Origin of the sequence: Mesorhizobium sp. M2A.F.Ca.ET.037.01.1.1 (assembly GCF_003998075.1) — a bacterium.
In the GTDB taxonomy this organism is placed as follows: domain Bacteria; phylum Pseudomonadota; class Alphaproteobacteria; order Rhizobiales; family Rhizobiaceae; genus Mesorhizobium.
The window spans coordinates 1-3,449 of the sequence record NZ_RZSA01000741.1; the positions used below are offsets into that span (position 1 = coordinate 1).

Below are 3,449 nucleotides of genomic sequence, written 5' to 3' on the forward strand. Positions count from 1 at the left end.
TCCCAGCACAGCGAGAAGGCGCCGTCTGCCTCGGCTTCCGCGAAGGCGGCATCCGCCAGCGTGTCGTGATCCTCGCTTGCGGTGTCACTTGGCCGGGTGATGACGCGGCGCACGAATTCCAGCCGCGTCTCACCGGCAAAACGCTGCTTGGCGTAGCCGATCACCGTATCCTTGCCGGCACCGCTCGGGCCGACCACCGCGACGAAGACGCCGTTGCGGATCGGCAGGCTATCGGCCAGCTCGCGCTCGATGAGGGCCGAGACCATCATGCGACCCGGCGGCCCTGGCGCCACACGGTGCGCACGACCGGCACATGGTCGTCGACGCGCACGCGCACCAGATCGGCGCGGCGGCCAGGCTCGATGACGCCGCGGTCGGCGAGGCCGACCGCTTCGGCCGGGTTCTTCGAGACCATCGCTACAGCCTGGGGCAGCGAAATCCCTTCGACGACATCGCCGAGGAAGAAGGCCGACTGGATCAGGCTGAAGGGGATGTAGTCGGACGACAGGATGTCGAGCAGGCCGTCGGCGGCAAGCGTGCGCGCCGAGACATTGCCGGAATGCGAGGCGCCGCGCATGACGTTCGGCGCACCCATCAGCACGCCGAGACCCGCCGCCTTGGAGGCCTTGGCCGCTTCTTCCGTCGTCGGGAACTCGGCGACGCGCACGCCCTGCTCGATCGCCTCGTCGACATGGCCGGCGGTTGCATCGTCATGGCTGGCCAGCACGATGCCGCGCTCGCGGCAGGCGGCCGAGATGAAAACCCGGTTCGGGCCGGAATTGCGGGCCGATTCCGCCATTCGCTTCTCGCAGAATTTCTGGAAGTCGCGGTCGGTCAGCTTCAGCTTGCGCTGGTAGTAATAGGCATAGGTCTCGAGATTGACGAACTGGCGCTGTCCGGGCGCGTGATCCATCAGCGAGGCGAGCTTCACCCTGTCGTCAGTCTCGAAATTGGCGAAAGCCTCGAGGCAGTCCGGCGCCGAGACCTCGCAGCGCAAATGGATGAAATGGTCGGCCCTGAGCCGATCCTGGCGCACGCTATCTTCGATCGCATCGGCCAGCTTGCGCACATCGTCGGATTTCAGGTCGGCGTCCTCGTCCATGCCGACGCGCAGGGCGTCGAGCACGGTGGTGATGCCGGCGGTCGCCACCTGGGCATCATGGGCAAGCACGGCGGCGATCGGGTTCCAGCGCACTTTCGGGCGTGGCGCGTAATGCCCTTCGAGGTGATCGGTGTGCAGCTCGACGAGGCCCGGGATGATGTAGTCGCCGCCCATATCCTCGCCGGTGCGGGCAGCGCCCGGCTCGACGGCGGCGATCAGGCCGTCGCGCAACAGAAGCGAGCCCTCGACGATCTCGTCGGGCAGCACGATGCGGGTATTGGTGAGAACGGTTTCGGCGGTCATCTCAGGCGGTCCTATCTCGAGCGGTCGGCAATCAAATCAAGCTGTCTTGCGGGCCTGGCCACGGCCAAGCGCGTGGTGCGAAAGCACCATGAACGGGGCGCCAGGCTCGCTTTCGACGAACAAGGTCAGCGCATCGACCGGCACCGGCTGCCGCAGCACGTCGGCGAACAGGCCGTCGATCGCCGCGCGAAGACGCGGGCTCTCCTCCGGCCCGACGCGCCCCGACAGCGTCATGTGGAAGCGGAACGTGTCGAAGACGTAAGGATAGCCCCATTGGCAGAGGTTGCGGAACTCGTCCGGCTTCAGCGCATCGGGGCTGCGTCGCTCGATCTCGGCCTCGGTCAGCGGCGCCCGGAAACTGTCGAAGGCGCGCACCACCTCGCCGGCGAAGTCGTTGAGCGGCGCGAACCGCGTTTCCGGCACCAGCGCGAAGAAGCCGTCGATCTGCCCGACGACCAGACGCGGGATGACGACAGGCGGCGTCGCCTCGGCGAAAGCGTCGAGCGCGGCCCGCAGCGAGGCTTCGGTCTCGTTCGGCGCCAGCCGGAATGGCGCCTTCAGCGTCGCATGGAACCCGTAGCGCCTGGCCGAGGCGGTGTGGAAGGCGACTTCCGCGGCAGACAGATCGCCGACGGCCTCCACCGGCCGCGTCGCCGCCCCGAATGGGTCACGGCCCAGCCAGTTGGCGGCAATGCGCGCCAGCTTCTCGTCCTGTTCCGGTGTGTAGTAGATGGCGTATCGCATCGGCGTTCCTCGTCAAGCGCGCCGCGCCCGAAGGATCATGCGACGCGCTTCAAGTCATTGTCTTGGCAAGTCGTGGGTCCCAAAACGCCAAGGCGTTTGCGGCGACATGCACCGGAACCGCTGCCATAGGTGATTTCCATGACGGATTGACGAAGCTTTCATGGGTTTTCGAAGGCAAGTCCAGCCGCAAGCTCGTTAGCCGACGATTTTTCCGGGCTGGACCAATGCGCGGTCAGGCCTTCATCAGCCATTCGTGCTCGGCCGCGTTGTGGAATTTCCACGTCCGCTTCGGTCCGGCCATGACGTTGAGATAATAGAGGTCGTAGCCGTGGCAGGCCGCGCAGGGGTGATAGCCCTTCGGCACCAGCACGACATCGCCGTCCTCGATCGCCATGGCCTCGTCCAGCTCGCGCACGCCGTTGCGGTCGGCGTCGGTGTAGACGCGCTGGAAGGCAAAACCCTGCGGCGGGTTGAGGCGGTGATAGTAGGTCTCTTCCAGGTAGGATTCGGCCGGCAGATTGTCCTGGTCGTGCTTGTGCGGCGGGTAGCTGGACGTGTGGCCGCCGGGCGTGATGACCTCGACCACCAGCAGCGAATCCGCCGGCTTGCCCTCGGGCAGGATGTTGGTGACGTAGCGCGTGTTGGTGCCCTTGCCACGTACCTCCTGGCCGAGATCGTCCGGCCCGATGACGCGCACCGGCAGGCCGCCGCCGAGGCCCGGCGCCGAGCAGACGGCGAGTTCCAGCTCGGTGTCGGCGGTCACCGACCATTCGGTGCCTTGCGGCACATAGACCGACCACGGCTTGCCTTCGAAAGGCGACATGCGCTCGCCGAGCAGGCCGAGATCCTTGCCGCCGGCGGTCGCCTTGCCCTTGCCGGTAACGAAGACCAGGCAAACCTCGCGGTCGCCCGTCTTGCCGGACGCCGTCTCGCCCACCTTCAGCCGATGCAGGTCGAACCCGACATAGGTCCAGCCGGCGCTTTGCGGCGTGACATGCGCGACATGGCCGTGGCCCCTGTCGGCCTTGACGATGAGTTTCGACATTTTGTCTCTCCTGTCCTTGTTCGCTCAGCGGGCTGGCGACCCAGAGATTTCACCAGCTGAGGAATCCGGCGCAAACCTTCGGTGTTGGCCGTGGCCTCTAAACTTCGTCATCCTAGGGCGAAGCAGGAGCGAAGCTCCGTCGCGGAGACCCTAGGATCCATGCCGTTACCTCAGACGTGGAATGCCAGCGGAGCAGAATTCTGCACCGTTGCAACACTTCAAAGTCATGGCATGGATCCTAGGCCTGCGCTGCGT

General features: G+C 66.0%; 3 protein-coding genes and 1 pseudogene. All 4 read right to left on the reverse strand.

The window, feature by feature from the left end:
• Positions 1-269, reverse strand: a pseudogene (locus tag EOA27_RS28090) (phosphonate metabolism protein/1,5-bisphosphokinase (PRPP-forming) PhnN); the annotation flags it as partial.
• Positions 266-1,405 carry an alpha-D-ribose 1-methylphosphonate 5-triphosphate diphosphatase gene (locus EOA27_RS28095; RefSeq protein WP_126080069.1) on the reverse strand — a complete coding sequence of 380 codons (1,140 nt, stop codon included), beginning with the start codon at positions 1,403-1,405 and terminating at the stop codon, positions 266-268. The gene EOA27_RS28095 and the pseudogene EOA27_RS28090, both read right to left, overlap by 4 nt.
• A 36-nt stretch (positions 1,406-1,441) precedes the next feature.
• Entirely contained in the window at positions 1,442-2,149 is a 708-nt protein-coding gene (locus EOA27_RS28100; RefSeq protein ID WP_126080068.1) for a DUF1045 domain-containing protein, read from the reverse strand.
• A gap of 232 nt (positions 2,150-2,381) precedes the next feature.
• Positions 2,382-3,194 (reverse strand): 5-deoxy-glucuronate isomerase, encoded by an 813-nt coding sequence (iolB, locus tag EOA27_RS28105; RefSeq protein ID WP_126080067.1) that lies wholly within the window; start codon positions 3,192-3,194, stop codon positions 2,382-2,384.
• Positions 3,195-3,449: the final 255 nt, after the last annotated feature.